We start from the raw sequence: 20,274 nt of genomic DNA on the forward strand, positions 1-20,274 counted from the left end.
GCGAAGTTGTATATGGGGGCCATTGCCGCTATAAGTCACAATCGTCATGTAAAAGCGCAATACACGCGGCTATTGCTAAAAGGCAAGGTAAAGATGCTGGCAATAGGGGCGGCGATGAGGAAACTGGTTCATCTATGCTATGGCGTGCTTCATACTCAACAGCCCTATGACAAAAATTACGGCGTCGTAACCGATTGAAGCGCTTGACTGGCAACACGGTTACTCAGTTGCCGCGCTCCTTGACCTGTGGCTATTTGGCGCTAATTGCGTCGCTACGCGATACCTTCGGCGTTCGTTCTCGCTTTTCGAGCCGCCAGTGACGCGTTCCCGACGCGGCACTGGCTTTCGCGGCGTCCTGCCGCTCACTCGGCGATAACGCTCACCTCAGCGCAATTTTTTACGCCTGCTGTAGACAACCTACAAAACGTAGATTCCCTAGTTTTTTTATCTATTTTCCCGTTTCAATAACGTCAGCACTTCGTAGTGCGCCGTATGCGGGAACATGTCGAACAGTTGCACGCGCAGCGCGCGGTAATTCACCAGTTCTGACATGTCTTTCGCCATACTTTCAGCGTTGCAACTGGAGTAGAGAATATAGCCCGGCGCCATACGGCTCAGGTAGGCGCACAGCTCGCTGCCAATACCGCGGCGCGGCGGGTTAACCAGCACCAGATCGGGAATTTCCGCTTTACCCGTCGCGAACTGCGTTGAATCCAGCGCCTGAAACTCCACCTGCTTCAATCCTAACTGTTCCGCAGAGCGGCGTGCGCAGGCTATCGCCTCCGCGCTAATTTCAATCCCCGTTAGACGCATTGCGGGTGATGCGCAATGCAGGCCAAATCCCCCTACCCCACAGAACAGATCCCACATGCTGGTAATATTTAATTCTGCCACCCAGTCACGCGCCGTCGCATACAGCGCAGCAGCGACTGGTGGGTTAGTCTGGAAAAAACTTTGCGGGCGGATATACAACGGCACCTGATTGAACTGCTCAGCCAGCGCGGCAGACTCACTCAGGATAATCTCCGTTTTGCCTTCCATAATCGCCTGATGCACAGGCTGGATATTGGCCGATATCACCTCAAGCTGAGGCAATTGCTGCCGTAGCCACGGCAATGCGGCACGTAGCTGTGCCAGTTTGGCTTCTGAGCGTAAGACAAAACGCAGCATGAACGTACCATACTGCGTACTTTCCGTCAGGAGTAGATATTTCAGTTCCCCACGGCGTCGGGCCACGTTATACGGCGTTAGCCCCGCACGGGCGATAAAGACTTTAAGCACTTCGAAAACGGGTGCGAAACTGGAAGGGTAAAGCGGGCAATCGCAAAGATCTACTGCCGTTCCATCGCGATGCAACATCCCCAACAACGGGCGTTCCACGCTGCCGCTCACCACCATTTTGGCTTTATTACGGAATGCAGACTGCGCAGAGGGGTGTGTCGGTAACCAACGCTGCACAGCATGCGATTGCAGTAAGCCTTCAAGATGTTGCTGTTTATCAGACAATTGCTGTGGGTAGGCTTTTTCCAGCCATTGGCAGGAACGACAGGTTCCCGTGCTGTAGCGGGCACAATGCATAAAAATCTAACTATTAAAAATAATACGGAATGAAAACAGTATATCACCCTAGCGGCGTCACCCTGCGACCTTTCCGCTTATTTATAGGCGACGCCAGTTGCCAGACCGATTTAAGAGATAGGCAGGTCTATTTCTGCCGTAGAAAAAAGCGCTTACTGTTCCGTGGCAGAAACAGTAAAACGATCACCAGAAGATCGGGGATCTTTTGCAACAGAAGCTGGTGCAGCACGGCAGCGTTGTTCTCCCCTGAAATATGAAATATTGCTGGCAGCAGTTCACTTAGCGATGCCAGCAGGAGGTAACACACGACGACGCCCTGACAAGCCACATAACCCCATCGAGCCCAGTTTCCCCCGGCTAAAACAGCAAAGCCACAGCGGATCTCAACACCAACAATAACGATCGATAACAGTAATACCAGCGTTGAATCCCAGGCTTCCGCGTTACTGCCAATCCAGCCGCCCAGATCGCTGAAGCCTAACTCCCACACCAGGAGCACAATCCCCAAAAAGCGGGTAGCAATAATCGCAATCCCCGCTACCATCACTGGCACCGGAGCATAAGCTTTGCGTTGTGTCATTTCCTTCTTCGCGTACAGAATTTCAACGCTCTCCCTTCATGCGGTATTTATCCGCCAAAACTACAGCACCAATATAGAATCCGCTGCTGATAAAACAGCAACGCCCCCATACTCTGGCGGCGTTGCTGGAAATCGTTGCGAGGCTAACATTACAGTGAGAAATCGAATCAGCCGCGTCTCGCTTTTTGCATATCGCGATAGCGCTGTTTCTCTGCTCTCGCCATAAACCACCAGGCGATAAAACCAATAATACCAACGACTAACAATATCAGGGAAGCTAATGCGTTAATTTGTGGATTAACGCCCATTCTGACGCTGGAGAACACCAGCATAGGCAGCGTTGTTGAACCAGGCCCGGCTACAAAGCTGGCGATAACCAGATCGTCCAGCGACAGCGTAAACGCCAATAGCCAGCCAGAAAGCAGCGCGGGGGCAATCATCGGCACCGTGATAATAAAGAAGACCTTGAGCGGGTTTGCCCCCAGATCCATCGCCGCTTCTTCAATCGAGCGATCCAGTTCACGCAGACGAGCGCTAATCACCACGGTGACATACGCGGTACAGAACGTCACATGTGCCAGCCAGATAGTGAACATCCCTCTCTCCGCAGGCCACCCAATCGCATGTCCTAATGCGACAAAGAGCAGCAACAGCGACAGACCGGTAATGACATCTGGCATAACCAGCGGTGCCGTCAGCATAAAGGCAAACCCATTGGAACCACGGAAACGGCCAAAACGCACCATGACCACGGCGGCAATCGTCCCAAGGATCACCGCCATCGTTGCCGACGCGGCGGCAATTGTCAGGCTAAGGAGCACCGCACTGATCATCGCCGTATTGTGGAACAACTCGACGTACCAATTCGTTGACCATCCCGCCCACACCGTCACCAGTTTGGAACTGTTAAACGAGTAGATCACCAGCATCAGCATCGGCGCATAAAGGAACGTAAAACACAGCACCAGGATCACAATACGCCACGGTGAGCGAACAACAGGTAAATTATTCACGCCTCACCCTCCGCCGTTTTGCTCTGATGTTTGTGGAACCAGATAATCGGCATAATCAACAGAACCAGCATGACGACGGCGACGGCCGATGCCACTGGCCAGTCTCGGTTATTGAAAAACTCCTGCCACAGAATACGACCAATCATAATGCTATCCGGCCCGCCGAGCAGTTCTGGGATCACGTATTCCCCCACCGCTGGGATGAAGACCAGCATCGAACCGGCAATAATCCCACCTTTCGTTAGCGGAACGATCACGCTGAAGAAGGTTCTCAGAGGTCGTGCGCCCAGATCCAACGAGGCTTCCACCAGCGAATAGTCCAACCGCATCAGCGCAGTATAGATAGGCAACACCATAAACGGCAGATAGGAATACACGACGCCGATATACACCGCCAGATTGGTATGCAGAATGACCAGCGGTTCATCAATCACCCCCAGCCACAGCAGGAAGTTATTCAGGATACCGTTATTTTTCAGAATCCCCATCCAGGCATAAACGCGGATCAGGAATGACGTCCATGACGGCAGAATCACCAGCAATAGCAGAATATTACGGGTTGAGGGTTTGCTGTGCGCCACCGCCCAGGCCAGCGGGTAGCCGATAAATAGGCAACATAGCGTTGATACCGCCGCCACCTGAAGCGATTGCAGATAAGCATCGAAATACAGCGGATCGTCCAACAAATGCAGGTAATTCCCAAGATTCAGGGAAATATCCAGTTTGTCGTCCATCCAGGAAACCAGATCGGTATACGGCGGGATCGCCCGCGCCATCTCTGCAAGGCTGATTTTGAACACGATCAGGAACGGCAGCATAAACAGCAGCAGCAGCCACAGATACGGCAGCGCGATGACAAGCTTACGCCCGTGCTTTTGACGCCAGCGCGCCATCAACACACGCATCCAGAGTCTGGCCTTGCCCGGTGGTTCCGCCGTGCTATGTTCAGGAAATAAAGTCATGACATTCTTCCTCGCTACACCGTCAGAACCACACAGCTATCCGCATCCCAACACAACCGAACTTCATCTCCCCAGGTTGGTGTGCCTTTACGATAGCGGTAGGCATTTTGTAATTGCGCGCTGATGGTTTGCCCGCTGTTGAGCCTGACGTGATAAATCGACAAGTCTCCCAGATAAGCAATATGCACCACTTCGCCTACCGCGAAATTACAACCGTCAGCAGGAACCTCCTCACATAGCATGATTTTTTCAGGACGCAACGCAATGTAAACCGGAACGCCATCCACCACCGAGACATCCGAATCGACTTTCAGCGGGTGTACCAGCCCTGGGCTTTTAATGATCAGCGCATCGTCCCGACGCTCCTGCAAGATCCCTTCAAACATATTGACCGAACCGATGAATTCCGCACTGAAACGCGTATTCGGGTGTTCATAAATCTCTTCCGGTTCGCCAATCTGCACAAATTTGCCGCGATTCATAATGGCAATTCGGCCTGCCATCGTCATGGCTTCTTCCTGATCGTGCGTCACCATCACGCAGGTCACGCCTACGCGTTCCAGAATATCAACGACTTCAAGCTGCATACGGTCACGCAGTTTCTTGTCCAGCGCCCCCATCGGCTCGTCCAGCAACAGCAGTTTGGGGCGCTTCGCCAGACTACGCGCTAACGCAACTCGCTGACGCTGGCCACCGGAAAGCTGATGCGGTTTACGGTTAGCAAACTCCTGCATATGCACCAGCGACAGCATCTCTTCCACACGATCTTTGATTTCTGCGCGCGGCAGCTTGTCCTGCTTCAGACCAAACGCGATATTCTTTTCCACCGTCATATGTGGAAACAGCGCATAAGACTGGAACATCATATTGATGGGGCGCTGGTAAGGCGGCACCAATGACAAATCCTGACCATCCAAAACAATCTGCCCCTGCGTGGGGAGTTCAAAACCTGCCAGCATGCGCAGCAGCGTGGATTTCCCACAACCCGAGGCACCCAGCAGTGCAAAAATTTCGCCTTTATAAATCGTCAGACTGACATCATCGACGGCGGCCTGACCATCGAACGACTTCGTCAGGTTACGCACTTCCAGCAGCGGTGTGGCCGCTTTTTGAGGTTTTGATTGAGGGCGGGGGATCGCGTCATTCACTTCGCATTGCTCTCCGGCAAAAGCAGAACAAGCCACACGGCTGATGCCGCCATTCGGCGCTTTTTGCATTCAGCGGTGTGGCACAATATAGAGCGCAAACAGGCGGTTCATCCGCCTGTTCTTTGCCACATTTTATACCTTCTATAAACAGCATGTGCTATAGCGTGCTGCCTCTATTGGGTATCACTCGATCAAAGCCGCTATTTGCCGCTTTTCACCTTGGTCCATGCACGGGTGCGGGTACGGTCAATCTGGGGCGATTGCACCTTGAGCGTAAACAGTTTGGCACGTACATCCGCTGGCGGGTAGACGCCTGGGTTATTACGAATTTCTTCGTTCACCAACGGCAAGGATGCCAGATTACCACTCGCGTAATACACATGATTACTGATGCCTGCCATGACGTCTGGCTTCATCAGATAATCCAGAAACGCATAGGCTTCATCCAAATTTTTAGCATCTTTTGGAATAGCAAGAACATCAAAGAATGCCAGCGCACCTTCTTTCGGAATGCTGTATTTGATATTCACCCCGTTTTTTGCTTCTTTCGCCCGGTTTCCTGCCTGCAAAATGTCACCCGCCCAGCCTACCGCAACGCAGATATCGCCGTTTGCCAGATCGTTGATATATTGTGACGAATGGAAGTAGCGAATGCTCGGGCGCAGTTTCAGCAACAGATCGGTGGCCGTCGTGGTGTAATCACCCGGTTTGGTGCTGTTCGGATCTTTACCCTGATAGTTCAACACCGTCGCAAAGATCTCTTCCGGTGCATCCAGGAAAGAGACGCCACAGCTTTTCAGCTTTTCCAGATTCTCTGGTTTCAGCACCAGATCCCAACTGTCAACCGGCGCATCGGCACCTAGCGCCGCTTTGACTTTTTCGACGTTATAACCAATGCCCGTGGTTGCCCACAGGTAAGGCAAGGCATATTTATTCCCCGGATCGTGCTGCGCAATTAACTTCATCAGCTCAGGATCGAGGTTTTTGTAATTCGGTAGTTTACTCTTGTCTAACGGCTGAAAGACCCCGGCTGAGAGCTGACGCTCAAGGAAGCTGGCAGAAGGCACCACCAGATCAAAACCCGTGCTACCCGCCATGAGCTTGCCTTCCAACACTTCGTTAGAATCAAACACATCATAGACGACCTTAATACCGGTTTCTTTCTGGAAATTGGCTAACGTGTCCGGCGCGATATAATCGGACCAGTTATAAACATGCAGCGTTTTCTCTTCCGCAGACGCGGTGACGGACGCGGCCATCAGCAAGCCGGTAACAACACCCGATAGCCATTTTTTACGTTGGGTGAACATCCGTTCCTTCCTCCATACAAGGGGGTGATTCGTGGGAGCAAAATCGGTGAATGAGTATGCACCGAATTTTATTCGCGCAGACACAGACATAGTATGCAATTAGTCATCTGTCTCTTGCAGAAATAAAGCATAACCCCACAACTTCGCGCGCACCATACTTGAACGTAAAAAATGGGTTTTAACGATTATTTATTCACATTTTATCGATGTGATGCAGGCGATTAACGGCAAACAAAGTGAAATATCTGGTAATAAGGCGAAATAAACAGAATAAATGTCGGCGAGAGAAAAATAAGTAAAACCAATTGCTGCCGTTGGCAGCAACTGTATCAATGCAGGTGTGACGTCGTGGTTCTGCCAGTAGAGCCATCTTCTTCTTCGCCGATAAACAGCAGATTATTAGCACTGGCTTCAAGAATTACCATTGAGATCTGTTCTTCGGATTGCTGCATGAAATGTCTGAATTGTTCTAACGTCATGCCAGCGGCGACGCTGAATGACTGGCACACAATCAATTTCGGCAGATTATCGTCCTGAACATCGATAAACGCCTTAACAGTCAATGAACTGGCATTGATTTGGCTCAGATCCCCGACCAGAGGAATGAGCGCGCTGGGCTTTACCTCAGCCAGCGCAGAAAACAGGATCACATTATCTACCAGATCAACTTTCGCATCGAACACGCCATCAAAATTTTGCATATGAGGAAGATGGAGCGCCTGACAGGAATCACATTCGAAATACAGAATGTTCAGTTGATCCAGCCACCGCCGTAGCATAGCCAAATCCGGGACGATGAGTGAATCCATCATGTTTGCCTCATACCTGCCGCCGTAAAGACAGCGTTATTGAAAAGAAAACACCGCCCACACCGCAGCAATGTTAAAACAGAAACCCTATTCAAACGGGAATAACGTTAAAAACGGCACATAGCTTACGGAATATTGGGCGACGATGCCATGATAAAAGCACCCCATCGCCCGCATTCCTCATTCTGCTGCACGACGACGATGCCGATCAACCTGAGCCAATCCCCACATCCCAAGGGATATCCCGTATTTTAGGGGGTTACCTTTGTTTCAGAAAACTAGCTTTTGACTATTGTTGCCGGTGTTGCGAGGTGCCTCTGAGTATTTTGCTCAATAAACTCAATCATCATGCCAGCAATATCGAACCGAGTTGTCGTTTCAATACCTTCCAGTCCCGGTGACGCGTTTACCTCCATCACCAGCGGCCCCCGATTGGAACGCAAAATATCAACGCCCGCCACATTCAACCCCAGCGCTTTCGTCGCCTTGATGGCAATCGCACGCTCCTGCGCGGTAATTCTCACATTATTCGCCGATCCGCCACGGTGTAAGTTTGAACGAAACTCTCCCGCTTTTGCCTGCCGTTCAATCGCCGCCACCACCCGATTACCGATCACAAGACAGCGAATATCTTTACCCTGCGCTTCACGCACATATTCCTGTACCAGAATATGTGCATTTAACCCACGAAACGCATCAATGACACTTTCCGCCGCCTGACGCGTCTCCGCCAGTACCACACCGATTCCCTGCGTCCCTTCCACCAGTTTGACGACCAGCGGAGCCCCCCCCACCAGCGTAATCAGATCGCCCGTATCATCCGGCGAGTGAGCGAACCCGGTGATGGGCAGGTCAATTCCTTCACGAGCCAGAAGTTGCAATGAATGCAGTTTGTCACGGGCACGAATAACCGCGACAGAGTTGTTCAGCGGGTAGCTTCCCAGCATTTCAAACTGGCGTAATACCGCCGTACCGTAAAAGGTAATCTGTGAACCGATACGCGGAATAACCGCGTCATATTTATCCAGCCGACGTCCACGATAATGCACCGACGGCGCCGCCGAATTGATGTTCATATAGCAGGAGAGTGGATCGATAATCTCAACGCTGTGCTTACGCGCCTCAGCCGCTTCACGCAGACGTTTGCAGGAATATAAGGCTCCATCACGAGACAGAATGGCTATCTTCATAAATATCCTACAGATACTAGCGTATCGCCCATCCTTGTTGATGTAAGTAGTCCAGCATGAAGGGACGCAGCTCTTTTTTCAACGTCTGCTCAACGTGTTCACTCCAACTTTCACGGCGGCTACCGGTACGTTGCAGATAGTATTCCGCTATTTGCTGGTCATATTGTGCCAGCACATCACGACCAAGCGGCTGGTAAACATTTTCATGTAACATCATGGCGGTTGGCATACGCGGTTTGAGCATCGGCTCCGCATCCGGGTATCCCAGACACAGGCCAAACAGCGGTAGAACCTGTTTTGGTAGTTGCAGCAGTTGCGTAACGTCAGCAATACGGTTGCGGATCCCGCCGATAAAGACCCCACCTAACCCCAGCGACTCAGCAGCGACCAAGGCATTTTGCGCCATAATAGCCGTATCGACACAGCCAATCAGCAACTGCTCGGCCAGCCCGGTTTCCGCCTGTGGGAATATCTCTACATGACGATGAAAATCGGCGAAAAAGACCCAAAACTCTGCGGCCTGCGCCACATAAGCTTGCTCGCCGGTATAGTGAACGAGTGTTTCACGCACGGCAGGATCGGTAATGCGGATAATCGAACTGCATTGTAAAAAGCTGGAACTGGACGCACATTGTGCGGAGGTAATAATGGCGTGGCGTTGTTCATCCGTCACAGTCTGGGATGTAAACGCACGAATTGAACGGTGGCGTTGTAGCAAATCAATGGTCGGTGTCACACGGGCATCCTTCGGTCGGTCAAGTCCGTCTCACGTACTGTTTGAAGTATGGCGGCATTATATCGTAGCGCAGGTGAGAGCTGCATTACTCTGCCGCCTGATAGCTTCAGCAAATCGTTGTAACAGGCAATGACTACTTTTTTTCATCAATGAATACGGGCATAGTAGCGCGATTCGCAGTAACCTCATTAACCGTAACATTTTTAGCCGTGATTTTGTCTGCAATAGACGTCACGCTATACGTTTCAAGAATGAGAATATCTTTCTATTTTACAAAGGAGCTTACATGTTCGCTGTCATTTTTGGGCGCCCAGCCTGCCCTTATTGTGTCCGTGCGAAAGAACTGGCTGAGAAACTGGCCGAGCAACGTGATGACTTCAGCTTCCGCTATGTAGACATCCACGCAGAAGGCATTTCAAAAGAAGATTTATCGAAAACGGTTGGAAAACCGGTTGAAACCGTGCCGCAGATTTTCCTGGATGAAAAACACATCGGCGGTTGCACCGATTTTGAAGCCTATGCGAAAGAGCATCTGGCCCTGTTCCAGTCATAATCAGTAGAGTGGCGGCACAAGAGCGCGGCGAAAGTTCGCGCTTTTTTATGGGTTGAAACTCGCCCCATTCAACGCAGATAGCGTCGATAAAGACGCCGCAAACACAACATCCCCAACGCCCCCAATACGCACCAAAAAACCGCACTCATCACGTAGGCCAACTCTTGCCAGAAAGAGCGCATCGGCGTATTCCACAGATGGAGCAACAGCAAACATACCGGCATTGCTGCCAGCGCCCCAAACAGTGGGTAAAGCAGACGAGCACGCGCAGAAAAAAAACACGCCACCATACCGGGCAGGAGAAAGAACAACATGCCAGGGCTACCCCGCAGCCCATCGCTCGCCGTCACTTCCGATACGTCAATTTTTTGACTTAGAAACACCACCGTGAATAATAAAAAACAGCAGGTCGTACCTATCCAACCTTTATTTCTTGCCATAAATCGTCCCCTCTCACTATGCCTCCCACCCAGCATCAACCAGATACCGCAACCCCGGTATGGTAAAAATGATGGGGGTATCTATACCCGTCATACTTCAAGTCGCATCTGCGTTGGCAGAACGCATTCGTTCCTAACGAATGCGTTCTTCTCTTGCCGCATTGTTCAAAACGTTGACGTTTTGTTCTGCCACTCAAATTATTTAGGACATATTCCCGGAGATGAAGAACATGAGGCTTCGCTACGATTTATTCGGCACGCGGTTATCTGCTGGAAAAGAGTCCAACCCGCCGCATATCTTCAACAGCGACACCACAATTATTAAATTAAACAATAATTACACTGAACATTTTTTATCGGATAAATTATACTGAACGACGCTGATTCCTTTCAGCCGACGCGTATTGATACCGTCACGGAATTCATGCATATCATGGCTAAATCTAGCCGTTATAATGAATAACATCAAGAACTTACTGGTAAATAACAAGTTACATTCCATGAATATAAACGTCGCTGATTTGTTAAACGGGAATTACATTCTGCTTTTATTCGTGGTTCTTTCCTTAGGACTCTGCTTAGGGAAATTACGCCTCGGACCAATACAACTCGGTAATTCTATTGGCGTTTTAGTTGTTTCTTTATTACTCGGCCAACAACATTTTTCGATTAATACCGAAGCGCTGAGCCTCGGTTTTATGTTATTTATTTTTTGCGTGGGTGTGGAAGCCGGGCCAAATTTCTTTTCTATTTTCTTCCGCGATGGGAAAAACTATTTCATGCTGGCACTGGTGATGGTTGGCAGTGCCATGTTACTGGCATTAGGCTTAGGTAAACTCTTTGGCTGGGGAATTGGCCTGACGGCTGGGATGCTGGCGGGTTCAATGACCTCAACACCAGTACTGGTCGGTGCGGGCGACACGCTGCGCAATACCGCCAGTTTAGGTAGCCAACTCGGCCTCGAACAAGATCACCTGAGTCTGGGCTATGCGCTGACGTATTTAGTCGGGCTGGTCAGCCTCATTTTTGGCGCTCGCTATCTGCCCAAACTCCAGCATCAGGATCTGCCCACCAGTGCGCAGCAGATTGCACGCGAGCGTGGGCTGGATGCTGACAGCCAGAGAAAAGTGTATCTGCCGGTCATTCGCGCCTATCGCGTTGGGCCTGAGCTGGTTGACTGGGCGGATGGCAAGAATTTACGCGAGTTGGGGATCTATCGCCAGACCGGTTGCTACATCGAACGCATCCGACGCAACGGGATCCTGGCCAGCCCCGACGGCGATGCCGTCTTGCAAATCGGCGACGAAATTGCGCTGGTGGGCTATCCCGACGCCCACTCTCGTCTGAACTCCAATTTCCGTGATGGTAAGGAAGTGTTTGACCGGGATTTGTTAGACATGCGCATTGTGACCGAGGAGATCGTCGTCAAGAATCACAATGCCGTCGGCAAGCGCCTTAGCCAACTGAAACTGACCGATCACGGCTGTTTTCTTAACCGTATTATCCGCAGCCAAATTGAAATGCCGATTGACGATAACGTCGTACTGAATAAAGGCGATATCTTGCAGGTCAGCGGTGACGCCCGCCGGGTAAAAAGCATCGCTGACAGAATCGGGTTTATTTCTATTCATAGTCAGGTTACCGATCTGCTGGCCTTCTGCGCCTTTTTCGTTATCGGCGTGATGGTCGGACTGATCACCATCCAATTCAGCAATTTTACCTTTGGAATCGGTAACGCAGCCGGATTGCTCTTCGCTGGCATCATGTTAGGGTTCCTGCGCGCCAACCACCCAACCTTCGGCTATATCCCACAAGGCGCGCTTAACATGGTCAAAGAATTTGGCCTGATGGTCTTTATGGCGGGTGTCGGCCTGAGTGCAGGCAGCACCATCAACAGTAGCCTGGGCGAGGTCGGTATTCAGATGCTGGCTTCCGGGCTTATTGTCAGCCTGCTGCCGGTGGTGATTTGTTTTCTGTTCGGCGCATACGTGCTGAAAATGAACCGTGCGCTGCTGTTTGGCGCCATGATGGGCGCACGCACCTGCGCACCGGCGATGGAGATCATCAGCGATACGGCTCGCAGTAACATCCCTGCTCTCGGTTATGCGGGAACTTATGCCATCGCTAACGTGCTACTCACATTAGCCGGTTCACTTATTGTGGTTATCTGGCCTGAATTGCCCGGCTGAAAATGTAAAAAGTCGTCAATAATATTTAGCCCCAACGCAGAACTTTTTCTTTGCCCGAAAGTCTGAGTAAGTGCCACTGCTTTTCTTTGATTCCCCTTATTGAGGAGCCCATCGTTCCCGCCTTTCAGGTTCAAGAACGATGGGCGTTTTATTTTCTGCTTCATGTCCTTCCCCCCTCCCCATACCGCTGTCAGTGTTATCACATTCATTGTATTTTTTGTTATTTTAATAACGAAAATAATTATATTTGTTATTTTTATGACATTAAAAACATTGAATGCCATAATCATCTCATCGTGCTTTTTTACCGAAATCATCAAGGATCCGCCATGACAACCGAACCGTTTAATTACGCACACTATATCGACCACACGTTACTGGCAGCGAATGCCACCGAACAGCAAATCATCACGCTGTGCGAAGAAGCGATAGCACACCGTTTCTATGCCGTCTGTGTTAATTCCGGTTACGTTCCCTTAGTGGCCGACAAGCTGAAAGGCACTGAGGTACAGGTGTGTTCTGTTATCGGCTTTCCTCTTGGTGCAGGGCTGACTGCCAGCAAGGCCTTTGAAGCCAAAGCCGCTATAGACGCGGGCGCACAGGAAATTGACATGGTCATTAACGTCGGCTGGCTGAAAAGTGGGCATATCGCCGCTGTCAAAGCCGATATTCAGGCCGTGCGCGAGGTTTGCGCCGCTATACCGTTGAAGGTAATATTGGAAACCTGTCTGCTTGATGACGAACAAATTGTGCTGGTGTGTGAAATGTGCCGCCAATTGGATGTCGCGTTCGTCAAAACGTCTACCGGTTTCAGCACGGGCGGCGCCCGTGAAGATCACGTTCGACTGATGCGCCACACCGTCGGTAACGAGATGGGGGTTAAAGCATCCGGCGCGGTTCGCGATCGCCAAACGGCACAGAAAATGATTGAAGCTGGCGCAACGCGTATTGGCACCAGTTCAGGCGTGGCTATCGTTTCAGGTGACGCTGACGCAGCAGGAAATTACTAACAACAAAAATCGCTTATCAGCAGGGAATTCTATGGAAACGCGGCGCGACGAACGCATCGGCAAACTGGCTCAGGCCTTAAAAAAAACCGATAAACTCCATCTTAAAGACGCCGCGCAGCTACTCGGCGTGTCTGAGATGACCGTGCGCCGCGATCTGAATGCGGATGCCACCAGCGTCATGCTGCTCGGCGGTTACGTCGTGGGTGATCTGAAACATAATGGCGCCGCGAACTATTTTGTCTCTGACCAGCAGACAAAGCACGTAAAAGAAAAGCAGGCGATTGGGATGGCCGCCGCCTATCTGGTGGAAGCGAATGATACCGTTTTTTTCGACTGTGGCACTACGATCCCCTTCATTATTGATGCCATTCCTAATGAACTGCCTTTTACTGCTATTTGCTATTCCCTGAACACCTTTTTAGCATTACAAGAAAAAAAAGCGTGCAGAGTGATTTTGTGCGGCGGGGAATATCATCCCGATAACGCGATTTTTACCCCGCTCAACCAGCGTTGCGAACTGGACAACATCTGTCCGAATAAAGCGTTTATCTCGGCGGCGGGTATCGAACTTAATGTGGGTGCCACCTGCTTTAACTTTGCCGAGCTAGGCATGAAGCAACGGGCGATGGCGACCGCACAACGCGTCATTATGGTGGCAGACAGCAGCAAATTCGGCCAGATCAAACGCGCCAGCATCGGTCCGATGACGCTGTTTGATACGATCATTTCCGACTGTGCCCCAAGCGACCAGTACCTACGCTACTTTTCCCACATGGGTATCCAGTTAATCCACGCCGGGAGTTCGAGCTTGTCCCTATAGGCTCTTAACCGAACAACCCGCCGAACCACTGCTGCACCTTCATCACCACCGTATCCCACAAGCGGCTAAAGAAACCAGCCTCGGGGATATCATCCATCGCCACCAGTTCACGCTGCCCGATACTTTTACCATCCAGTTGGAAATCGATGGTGCCGACAACCTGATTCTTGGTTAACGGTGCGGAAAGCTGCGGTTGATTTAGCGTAAAGCTGGCTTTCAGGTTCTTCATTTGCCCTTTCGGGATGCTCAGCGCGGCATCCTTAGCCACGCCAAGCCGTGCCGCTGTCTCGGTGCCAAACCAAACCCGCTGCGTGGTAAAAGGCGCATCGGCTTTGATCGGCGTCACCGTTTCAAAAAAGCGGAAACCCCAGGTGAGCAGTTTTTCACTTTCACGGAAACGAATAGCGTCGGTTTGCGCCCCCAGTACCACGGAAATCAGGCGCATATTACCTTCGGTTGCCGAGGCCACCAGATTGTGTCCTGCCCCGTTGGTATGACCGGTTTTCACGCCATCCACATTCAGATTGGTACTCCACAGCAGGCGGTTACGGTTAGGCTGGCGAATATTATTGAAGGTGAACTCTTTTTCTTTATGCAACGCATACTCTTCCGGCACATCGCGGATCAGCGCTTGCCCTAACAGCGCCATATCGCGAGCGGTGCTGTACTGCCCTGCTGCATCAAGCCCATGTACAGTAAGGAAATGCGTATTCGTCAGGTTAAGCGCCTTCACATAATTATTCATCAGGCTGACAAAGGCATCCTGACTGCCCGCCACGTAATCCGCCAGGGCAATGCTGGCATCGTTACCGGATTGAATAACAATGCCTTTATTTAACTCAGAAACGGGGATGCGATCGCCCGGCTTAAGGAACATTAACGACGAGCCGCGTAGCGCTGGGTTACCGGTTGCCCAGGCATCCTTTCCGACGGTGACTTCATCCGTCGGACTAATTTTACCGGATTTGATCGCTTGCCCAATCACATAGCTCGCCATAATTTTTGTCAGGCTGGCTGGGTCAAGGCGCTCATCGGCATTACTTTCTGCCAGCACATTGCCGCTGTGGTAATCCATCAGGATAAAGGCTTTGGCGTCAATCTGCGGCACCGCAGGCAACTGTTCCGCATAGGTGACTGGCACTAAACCAACAAGCAATACCGTACCTACAGAGAAAGACGTGAGTCTGGTCAGCAAAGGAGTTGTTTTCATGAGTTCGCCGCGATGTCCATCAGTCGTTAAAAATTCTTAATTTTCAATATTTTTTGAAAACTTTAGTAACATACAAAGGTAACGCGTCATCTCTGGGATGAAAACCGTTCATTCTGTAAAGATAGTCAAAGAAATGAAAGCTTCTAAAAAAGTACAAATAAAAAAAGGACTTAGGGAAGAATAAGGAATATCTGAAAATGTAGGCAACTAAAAATCAGAGAAAATAACGAACGGCGTGGATAACACGCATCAATTGCCAATATTAACAATGCCCCCCTATCATAAGGACTAAAAAGGCATATCATCATTTCTCATCGACTGTGGCACATATCTGAACATCCTTCATGCCAAAAGAGGTAGCTATGATAACGATTTGGGGCCGTGATAATTCGACCAACGTAAAGAAAGTCCTGTGGTGCGCGGAAGAACTTGCGCTGCCTTATCAGCATATTGCAGCGGGGGGGCAATTCGGTCGTAACCATGATGCCGATTATCTGGCGATGAATCCTAACGGACTCATCCCCTGTTTGCAGGACGACGATCTGGTACTGTGGGAATCCAACACCATCGTACGTTATCTGTCGGCACAATATGGTCAGGATTCACTGTATCTTGCCGATGCAGGCAAACGCGCCAGTGCTGAAAAGTGGATGGACTGGGCAAACGCCCTCGCCGTCTCTTTCGGGCCTGCGTTCATTAATATGGTGCGCGTCGCGCCGGAAAAACGCGATATGGCGTTAGTTCAGAAAAGTATCACCGAATGCGAGCGTTTGTTCGGTATTGTCGATACCGTTCTGGCTCATCAGCCGTGGTTATCTGGCGCACAGTTTGGCATTGGCGATATACCGCTAGGCTGCATTGTCTACGGTTGGCTAAATATGCCGATTGAACGACAGTCGCATCCTCATGTGGCGCGCTGGTATCAACAACTCACTGAACGTCCGGCATACCAGAAACACGTAATGATCCCACTGTCTTAAGCGAATCAGGCACCGTAAGGTGCCTGATTGTTACTCCAGTCCGACTTTTAGCAATTTGCCATCATCGTGATCGGTCAGCAAATAGAGGTAGCCGTCAGGCCCCAGTTTTACATCTCGGATACGTTCACCGCGGTCACCTAACAGACGTTCTTGTGACGCGACTTTATCACCATTAAGCGTCAAGCGAATCAAATTACGTTCTGCTAATGCACCGATAAAGACTGAGTTTTTCCACTGTGGAAAACGATCGCTGTTATAGAACGCCATACCGCTGATACCCGGTGATTTTTCCCAGTAAAAATCGGGGTTCACCATCCCCTTGACCTCTTTTCCTTTTGCTTCTGGAATATCCATACCGGAATAGTTAATCCCGTGCGTGGCGATCGGCCAACCATAATTTTCCCCTGCTTTAGGAATGTTGACCTCATCACCGCCCCTTGGGCCATGCTCATTTTCCCACACGGCGCCTGACCATGGGTTAACCGCCAATCCCTGTGGATTACGGTGCCCATAAGACCAGATCTCCGGTCGTGCATTCGGGGTGTTAACAAAGGGATTGTCAGAAGGCACCTTACCATCTGCCGTCAGGCGAACAAGTTTACCCTGTAATTTGCCGAGATCCTGTGCGGTGGGACGCTGGTTATTTTCTCCCAGAGAGATGAACAGATAGCCTTGTCGATCAAATGCTAATCTGCCACCAAAGTGAGCGCCTGTTGACAGTTTTGGCTCTTGCCGGAAGAAGACGGTAAAATTATCTACTCGCTGGTTATCATCAGACAGTTTGCCGTATCCAACAGCAGTCCCTGCCTTACCATCGCTCCCTGCTTCGGCAAAGCTCAGATAGATACGGCGATTCTGGGCAAAATCAGGCGACAGCACGACATCCAATAATCCGCCTTGCGAATGAGCGAAGACTTTCGGCACTCCCGCGATTGGCGCAGACAGCCCGCTACCCGCTTTCCATAACCGCAAATTCCCGGCACGTTCGGTAATCAGGATCCCCTGATCTTGCGGTAAAAACGCTAATGACCATGGATGATCCAATTTATCCTGTAATTCCGTCACTTTCGGTTCAGCCGCCAATAACTGGCTGGAAAACAGGAGCGTAGCGCTGAGCAGTAACCAATGTGGCGCACGGCGTAATAGGGTGTGTGAAGCAAAATTGCGGGGCATCAGGCAGCAGAACATCGCGTTGTCTCCATCCAACAAAAGTTCTGTTAATGTAGGTGTCTGCTGAGGATTGTGCAAAAGAATACGACAAGGTTTACATTTATTGAAGAAATTCAGAGGAATCATCAGTCGTAACCTCATCAAGAAACGTTAACATCTCTTTGCGACGCGCCTTCCACGAAAACGTCATTGCCACCGCGATAAAATGCTGAGTTTTACACCACTGACTATAAGGATAATCAACTATGGTGTAGAATCCTCCGGTTTTTATTTTCTGTTTATTTTGTGAGCGAATAATATGCAACAACCACGTATCGGCTTTGTTTCCCTCGGTTGCCCAAAAAACCTCGTCGACTCCGAGAGGATTCTGACCGAACTGCGTACTGAAGGTTATCAGGTCGTCCCCCGTTATGACGACGCTGAACTGGTGATCGTCAATACCTGTGGTTTTATTGACAGCGCCGTACAAGAGTCGCTGGAAGCCATCGGCGAGGCGCTGAATGAAAACGGTAAAGTGATCGTAACCGGCTGTCTGGGTGCCAAAGAGAACCAAATACGCGAAGTGCACCCCAAGGTTCTGGAAATTACCGGCCCTCACAGCTACGAGCAGGTGCTGTCACACGTCCATCAATATGTCCCTAAACCGACACATAATCCGTTTACCAGCCTGGTTCCCGAGCAGGGCGTGAAACTCACCCCGCGCCATTACGCGTATCTGAAAATTTCAGAAGGCTGCGACCACCGCTGCACATTCTGCATCATTCCTTCAATGCGTGGCGATTTAGATAGCCGCCCTATCGGCTCGGTGCTGGATGAGGCAAAACGTCTGGTTGATGCCGGCGTGAAAGAGCTGTTGGTCATTTCTCAGGACACCTCGGCATACGGGGCAGATGTAAAACAACGTACCGGATTCTGGAACGGTCAACCGGTCAAGACCAGCATGGTCAGCCTGTGTGAGCAACTGGCATCGCTGGGCGTATGGGTGCGCCTGCACTATGTCTACCCTTACCCACACGTAGACGATGTGATCCCATTAATGGCAGAAGGCAAAATCCTGCCTTATCTGGACATTCCACTCCAACACGCCAGCCCGAAAATTCTCAAGCTGATGAAGCGCCCCGGTGCAGTAGAAAGAACGCTGGAGCGAATTAAACGCTGGCGTGAAATTTGCCCGGACCTCACGCTGCGTTCTACCTTTATTGTCGGCTTCCCCGGCGAAACGGAAGAGGATTTCCAGATGCTGCTCGATTTCCTCAAAGAAGCCAAACTTGACCGCGTAGGCTGCTTTAAATTCAGCCCGGTCGAAGGTGCCGCGGCAAATGCCTTGCCAGATCAGGTGCCGGAAGAGATCAAAGAAGAACGTTTCCACCGCTTCATGCAGCTTCAGCAGACGATTTCCACTCAGCGTTTGCAGGATAAAATTGGTCGTGAAGTGCTGGTTCTGATCGATGAAATCGACGAAGAAGGCGCAATTGGCCGCAGCATGGCGGATGCGCCTGAAATTGATGGCGCGGTTTATCTGAACGGCGAAACCAATGTAAAAGTCGGTGACATCGTCAAAGTAAAAGTCGAACACGCCGACGAATACGACCTGTGGGGCAGCCGGATTTAACACGCCCATCACGCCAGCTTTTCTATCCGACAGGCTGGCGTTTTATTTCGCGCTATACCGGCATGAACGCTGAAAATTCAATCAATAAACTGCCCATTCCTCGCCTGCGTCTTGCGTCCCCTTGTCAGGTAAAGTAGCCTTGAGACATGACTAGTCGACTCGCCTTACCCGAGGCATAAGCATGTGGAAACGCCTGACATTTGGTTTGTTAGCTCTCGTTAGCGTGCTGCTGCTTTCCGCGTTTGCCCTCGATCGCTGGATCAGTTGGAAAACTGCCCCCTTCATTTACGAAGAACTACAGAGCTTACCAAAACGTCAGGTCGGCGTCGTATTGGGAACCGCGAAATACTACCGTACCGGTATGGTCAATCAGTATTATCTATTCCGCATACAAGGGACGATTAACGCTTACAACAGCGGTAAAATCAGTTATCTGCTATTGAGCGGTGATAACGCCCTGCAAAGTTACAATGAACCCATGACGATGCGCCGTGACTTGATCGCCGCAGGTGTTCCACCTTCGGATATCGTGCTGGACTATGCGGGGTTCCGCACGTTGGATTCTATCGTCAGAACGCGCAAAGTGTTTGATACCAACGATTTCACCATTATCACCCAGCGCTTTCACTGCGAGCGTGCCCTGTTTATCGCACTCCACCTCGGTATTCAGGCGCAGTGTTATGCCGTGCCTTCTCCAAAAAATATGATGACCGTGCGGATTCGCGAATTTGGCGCTCGCCTGGGCGCACTGTTTGATCTGTATATCCTCAAACGCGAGCCACGCTTTTTAGGGCCACAGGTGCCGATTCCAGCAGAACATACCATTCCAGAAAACGCGCCAAATTATCCTGCCGTTCTGCCAGAACAGGTGCTTCTTTTACCCACTCAGCAGGCTAAACCTGGCCCACTGACAGAAACGACACCGGAATCTACGCCACAGAACGCGCAAGCCGTGCCATAACAT

General features: G+C 50.6%; 19 protein-coding genes and 1 pseudogene. 8 read left to right on the plus strand and 12 right to left on the minus strand.

Annotated features, from left to right (window positions below; translation table 11 throughout):
* A pseudogene (locus OI69_RS20245) lies at window positions 1-198 on the plus strand (IS110 family transposase); the annotation flags it as partial.
* A 246-nt stretch (window positions 199-444) separates the two neighbouring features.
* Here OI69_RS20245 and rlmC read toward each other — a convergent pair.
* From rlmC to nfsA, 9 genes are all read right to left on the minus strand, one after another.
* Window positions 445-1,578, minus strand: coding sequence for a 23S rRNA (uracil(747)-C(5))-methyltransferase RlmC (rlmC, locus tag OI69_RS12420; RefSeq protein WP_039350838.1), 1,134 nt, complete (start codon window positions 1,576-1,578; stop codon window positions 445-447).
* 127 nt (window positions 1,579-1,705) lie between these two features.
* Window positions 1,706-2,158, minus strand: coding sequence for a YbjO family protein (locus OI69_RS12425; RefSeq protein WP_039350840.1), 453 nt, complete (start codon window positions 2,156-2,158; stop codon window positions 1,706-1,708).
* A 167-nt stretch (window positions 2,159-2,325) separates the two neighbouring features.
* Complete coding sequence (gene potI / locus OI69_RS12430) at window positions 2,326-3,171, minus strand: putrescine ABC transporter permease PotI (protein WP_039350843.1); 846 nt, start codon at window positions 3,169-3,171, stop codon at window positions 2,326-2,328.
* Entirely contained in the window at window positions 3,168-4,133 is a 966-nt protein-coding gene (gene potH / locus OI69_RS12435; protein ID WP_039350846.1) for a putrescine ABC transporter permease PotH, read from the minus strand. The genes potI and potH overlap by 4 nt, the downstream gene beginning before the upstream one ends.
* 14 nt (window positions 4,134-4,147) lie before the next feature.
* Window positions 4,148-5,281 (minus strand): putrescine ABC transporter ATP-binding subunit PotG, encoded by a 1,134-nt coding sequence (gene potG / locus OI69_RS12440; RefSeq protein WP_039351222.1) that lies wholly within the window; start codon window positions 5,279-5,281, stop codon window positions 4,148-4,150.
* 200 nt (window positions 5,282-5,481) lie between these two features.
* Window positions 5,482-6,591: a spermidine/putrescine ABC transporter substrate-binding protein PotF gene (gene potF / locus OI69_RS12445; protein ID WP_039350849.1), complete on the minus strand. Its 1,110-nt coding sequence runs from the start codon at window positions 6,589-6,591 to the stop codon at window positions 5,482-5,484.
* Between the two features lie 329 nt (window positions 6,592-6,920).
* A complete protein-coding gene (locus OI69_RS12450) occupies window positions 6,921-7,400 on the minus strand; it encodes a type III secretion system chaperone family protein (RefSeq protein ID WP_039350854.1) in 480 nt (159 codons plus the stop codon).
* A 278-nt stretch (window positions 7,401-7,678) separates the two neighbouring features.
* Complete coding sequence (gene rimK / locus OI69_RS12455) at window positions 7,679-8,590, minus strand: 30S ribosomal protein S6--L-glutamate ligase (protein ID WP_039350857.1); 912 nt, start codon at window positions 8,588-8,590, stop codon at window positions 7,679-7,681.
* Window positions 8,591-8,606: 16 nt separating this feature from the next.
* Window positions 8,607-9,326 carry an oxygen-insensitive NADPH nitroreductase gene (gene nfsA, locus OI69_RS12460; RefSeq protein ID WP_039350860.1) on the minus strand — a complete coding sequence of 240 codons (720 nt, stop codon included), beginning with the start codon at window positions 9,324-9,326 and terminating at the stop codon, window positions 8,607-8,609.
* A gap of 286 nt (window positions 9,327-9,612) precedes the next feature.
* Here nfsA and OI69_RS12465 point away from each other — a divergent pair, with 286 nt between their 5' ends.
* The gene (locus OI69_RS12465; protein ID WP_010277298.1) at window positions 9,613-9,879 is read left to right on the plus strand and encodes a GrxA family glutaredoxin; all 267 of its coding nucleotides are present in this window, start codon (window positions 9,613-9,615) and stop codon (window positions 9,877-9,879) included.
* 68 nt (window positions 9,880-9,947) lie between these two features.
* Here the strand turns inward: OI69_RS12465 and OI69_RS12470 are convergent, their stop codons facing one another.
* A complete protein-coding gene (locus tag OI69_RS12470) occupies window positions 9,948-10,319 on the minus strand; it encodes an inner membrane protein YbjM (RefSeq protein ID WP_039350863.1) in 372 nt (123 codons plus the stop codon).
* 500 nt (window positions 10,320-10,819) lie between these two features.
* Here OI69_RS12470 and OI69_RS12475 point away from each other — a divergent pair, with 500 nt between their 5' ends.
* From OI69_RS12475 to deoR, 3 genes are all read left to right on the plus strand, one after another.
* Complete coding sequence (locus OI69_RS12475) at window positions 10,820-12,508, plus strand: aspartate:alanine antiporter (protein ID WP_039351225.1); 1,689 nt, start codon at window positions 10,820-10,822, stop codon at window positions 12,506-12,508.
* A gap of 329 nt (window positions 12,509-12,837) precedes the next feature.
* Complete coding sequence (deoC, locus tag OI69_RS12480) at window positions 12,838-13,518, plus strand: deoxyribose-phosphate aldolase (protein WP_039350866.1); 681 nt, start codon at window positions 12,838-12,840, stop codon at window positions 13,516-13,518.
* 31 nt (window positions 13,519-13,549) lie between these two features.
* Window positions 13,550-14,338, plus strand: a complete 789-nt coding sequence (gene deoR, locus OI69_RS12485; RefSeq protein ID WP_039350870.1) for a DNA-binding transcriptional repressor DeoR — start codon at window positions 13,550-13,552, stop codon at window positions 14,336-14,338.
* 4 nt (window positions 14,339-14,342) lie between these two features.
* Here the strand turns inward: deoR and OI69_RS12490 are convergent, their stop codons facing one another.
* Window positions 14,343-15,548, minus strand: a complete 1,206-nt coding sequence (locus OI69_RS12490) for a serine hydrolase (RefSeq protein ID WP_039350873.1) — start codon at window positions 15,546-15,548, stop codon at window positions 14,343-14,345.
* Window positions 15,549-15,910: 362 nt separating this feature from the next.
* On the opposite strand from OI69_RS12490, the gene OI69_RS12495 reads away from it, so the two are divergent.
* Window positions 15,911-16,528: a glutathione S-transferase family protein gene (locus tag OI69_RS12495; RefSeq protein ID WP_039350876.1), complete on the plus strand. Its 618-nt coding sequence runs from the start codon at window positions 15,911-15,913 to the stop codon at window positions 16,526-16,528.
* 30 nt (window positions 16,529-16,558) lie between these two features.
* On the opposite strand, the gene OI69_RS12500 is transcribed toward OI69_RS12495, so the two are convergent.
* Window positions 16,559-17,716, minus strand: a complete 1,158-nt coding sequence (locus tag OI69_RS12500; protein WP_039350878.1) for a PQQ-dependent sugar dehydrogenase — start codon at window positions 17,714-17,716, stop codon at window positions 16,559-16,561.
* A gap of 280 nt (window positions 17,717-17,996) precedes the next feature.
* On the opposite strand from OI69_RS12500, the gene rimO reads away from it, so the two are divergent.
* Both rimO and sanA read left to right on the plus strand, forming a co-directional pair.
* On the plus strand, window positions 17,997-19,310 hold the full coding sequence (rimO, locus tag OI69_RS12505) for a 30S ribosomal protein S12 methylthiotransferase RimO (RefSeq protein ID WP_039350881.1): 1,314 nt from the start codon (window positions 17,997-17,999) through the stop codon (window positions 19,308-19,310).
* A 181-nt stretch (window positions 19,311-19,491) separates the two neighbouring features.
* On the plus strand, window positions 19,492-20,271 hold the full coding sequence (gene sanA / locus OI69_RS12510) for an outer membrane permeability protein SanA (RefSeq protein ID WP_039350883.1): 780 nt from the start codon (window positions 19,492-19,494) through the stop codon (window positions 20,269-20,271).
* The last annotated feature ends 3 nt before the right edge of the window (window positions 20,272-20,274 follow it).

It is taken from the genome of Pectobacterium fontis (assembly GCF_000803215.1).
Taxonomy (GTDB): Bacteria; Pseudomonadota; Gammaproteobacteria; order Enterobacterales; family Enterobacteriaceae; genus Pectobacterium; species Pectobacterium fontis.